This window comes from Pseudomonas sp. VI4.1 (assembly GCF_002029345.1).
Classification (GTDB): domain Bacteria; phylum Pseudomonadota; class Gammaproteobacteria; order Pseudomonadales; family Pseudomonadaceae; genus Aquipseudomonas.
Map to the genome: position 1 here is coordinate 1 of NZ_MULM01000019.1, position 2835 is coordinate 2835.

The window sequence follows — 2835 nt, forward strand, 5'->3', positions numbered from 1 at the left end:
ATCCGGTGGAGGGATCAAGCCCCTTCTCGGCGCTGAGTTTTTCGATCAGCTCTGGAGACGGAATGACTGGAACAGCAGAGTCGCGTTCACGTTTCCATTGGAAAGTGCCATCCCATTCGGGGAGGACGGCTGGTGGGAATGGGACGATGCTCTCAAGGTCTGGGACCTTTGCACCAAGATGTTCATGACGTGTTAGAAAATTATATATTTCATGGTAGCGTTCCACTCGCTCTACGTCTCTTTGTAAAGATAAATAGTAGAGTCTATCGGACGCGATTGGACCATTAAAAGACTTCGATAAGTTTCTAGCACTGTTAGCATTTCCAGAACGAGTCGCATACTGATAACCTTCCAATGACTCTTGATAAAGACCTAAGACCTTCGAATAACTTGCGTAATCTCTTCCCGCCAATGGATGGCCCTGCTCCATAGCACACTTGTACATCGCCCTCATGATATCGCCACCATTGGGCACATACGAAAGCAGTTTACCAATGTAGTATTGGGCGTCCGGATTCCCCATGTCGGCAGACCGGCGAAAATACGCTCTGGACGCAGCGACGTCCTTCTTCACGCCATAACCCAATTCTAGATAATGTGCCATATCGTAGTAAGCACCAGGAATTCCCATTGCAATAAAATGTTCGGCCAAATCGATAGTTTCCTTGCTGGCATCTGGGGAAGTGGCTTGTCCAACTGACAGAATATATTGCAAATTAGTCGCCGCTTTGTAATGGTCGTGAGCAGCAGCGATGCGATAATAACGCGCAATTTCGTCGTAGTCCTTCTTACCTTTTAGTTTCTCCAAATAGAGAGAATAACGATAGAAAAGATCTGCGTCTTTTTTCAATGGAGGCAGAAACTTCACCTCGTGCACACATTTAAATTCTAATCTCGAGTAAGCAAAATCCACCTGCGATGCGTCTAGCATATCTTTCTCCTTTTCTGAGCACGCAGCCACAACAAAACATAAAAATAAAATAACCCATAATTTTTTCATATTTGCCCAAATTTTTCCTGGCTGAACTTTCCTGCAAAAACTCAACCACCGAAGCGGTGGGAGACAGTGGAGTTGCACCGATATTTCTTTGCGAGCCTGACCCTTTTTTAATTACATTTCGCACCTTCAGGCCGTTAATGTCCGCACTGGAAATACCCGCGTTATCCTTATCCGGAAATTCCCTTTCCAACTGCGCCACCTTGGCGCCGCCTTGGCTAAATCATGCACAAAGGTTTGGTAGTAGTGAGCAGCCGCTACATCGCGATCGACATCCCGCACTTTCTTGAAGATCCCCGCATTGACGCTGGCCAACCGCTCGGTTTGCCTGGCCTGCTCAAGCGCGGCGATGGGTTGACGAGGGGCTAGCAGGTCGACATGGGTTTCTTTGTGCCAGGCCTCGCAAAAGTTGTGGTTCATTTCGGGAAGATCTGTTGTGAGTGGGCTTGGCGAAAACTGGCTAGGGTTTTCTATCAGACAGGGATAATCCGGTGGAGGGAGCAAGCCCCTTCTCGGCGCTGAGTTTTTCGATCAGTTCGGAAGACGGAATGACTGGAACAGCAGAGTCGCGTTCACGTTTCCATTGGAAAGTGCCATCCCATTCGGGGAGGACTGCTGGTGGAAGTGGGACGATTTTATCCAAGTCTGGAACCTTAGCCCCTAGATGTTCGTGACGCGTCAGGAAATCACTGATTTTGTTATATCGGCTGACTCGTTCGAGATCTCTTTCAAGTGCGAGGTAATAGAGCCTCGTAGAAGCGGGCGGCCCCTCGAAAGCGTTCGCCAGAGTATTTGCACTTGTGTCGCTTCCATTTCGAATTGCAGTCTGATAACTTTTTACGGACTCACTATAAAGACCCGAAACCTTTAAGTAAGACGCATAGTACATCCCCGCAGACCGATGACCTTGCTCCATCGCACATTTATACATTGCAAGCATGACATCTGCGGTATTTGGAACGCTAGAAAGAAGCCTGCCTATGTAATACTGAGCTTCAGGACTGCCCATATCAGCAGCCCTTCTAAAGTAAGCTTTGGAAGCAACAACATCTTGTTTAACGCCATAACCCACCTCAAGGTAATGCGCCATATCGTAGTAGGCGCCCGGAATTCCTTTTTCTACAAAATACTCTGCTAGATCGATAGTTTCCTTACTGGCATGAGGCGAACTGGCTTGACCTGTCGACAGTAAGAGTTGCAAATTAGTGGCAGCTTTGTAGTGATCATTCGCAGCGGCGATTCGATAGTAGCGTGCAATATCGTCATAATTTTTCTTCCCCTTGAGTTTTTCCAGATAAACACCATACCGGTAGAGATTATCCGCATCCTTGTTCAATGCAGGTAAAGAGCCCTCCTCATGTACACAGTGAAATTTTAACCGCGCGTAAGCAAAGTCTAGCTGCGAGACATCAGGCATGTCTTCTTCCTTTTTTGAACAAGCCGAAATCAATAAATACAGACAAATCAAAATATAAGCTTTCTTCATGATCAATCCAAGTTCTTCCTAACAGGACTGGACTGTAAAAACTCAACCACCGATGCAACAGGAGAACTTGATGACACTGAAGAATCTTCCGTCGAACTATTCATGCGCGCACTATTATTCTCCACGAGAATTTCCTCCCAACTTTTGTACACTGTTGACATCTGACCTCCAATGACACTACCCCCCGTATGCACCCCAAACAAATGCTCCCGCAACGGCCGAGTAATCGCCGGATCCTCAATACAAATATTCAACTCACTGTCCACCTGCATACTGCGCGTATTAATGTTCGCCGACCCCAGCGTGGTAAAGACGTCGTCAACAATCATCAACTTGCTGTGCACATAGACAT

General features: G+C 47.0%; 4 protein-coding genes. All 4 read right to left on the reverse strand.

Annotated elements, in window-relative coordinates; translation table 11 throughout:
- Positions 1–1000, reverse strand: a 1000-nt coding sequence (locus tag BZ163_RS00165; RefSeq protein WP_256578892.1) for a DUF6396 domain-containing protein, incomplete at its 3' end; no start/stop codon positions are given.
- 126 nt (positions 1001–1126) lie between these two features.
- Positions 1127–1417 carry a hypothetical protein gene (locus BZ163_RS00170; RefSeq protein ID WP_128869331.1) on the reverse strand — a complete coding sequence of 97 codons (291 nt, stop codon included), beginning with the start codon at positions 1415–1417 and terminating at the stop codon, positions 1127–1129.
- A 40-nt stretch (positions 1418–1457) separates the two neighbouring features.
- A complete protein-coding gene (locus BZ163_RS00175) occupies positions 1458–2483 on the reverse strand; it encodes a DUF6396 domain-containing protein (RefSeq protein WP_256578893.1) in 1026 nt (341 codons plus the stop codon).
- A gap of 2 nt (positions 2484–2485) precedes the next feature.
- Positions 2486–2835: phospholipase D-like domain-containing protein (locus tag BZ163_RS00180; protein ID WP_256578894.1), on the reverse strand; the 350-nt coding region annotated here is incomplete at its 5' end.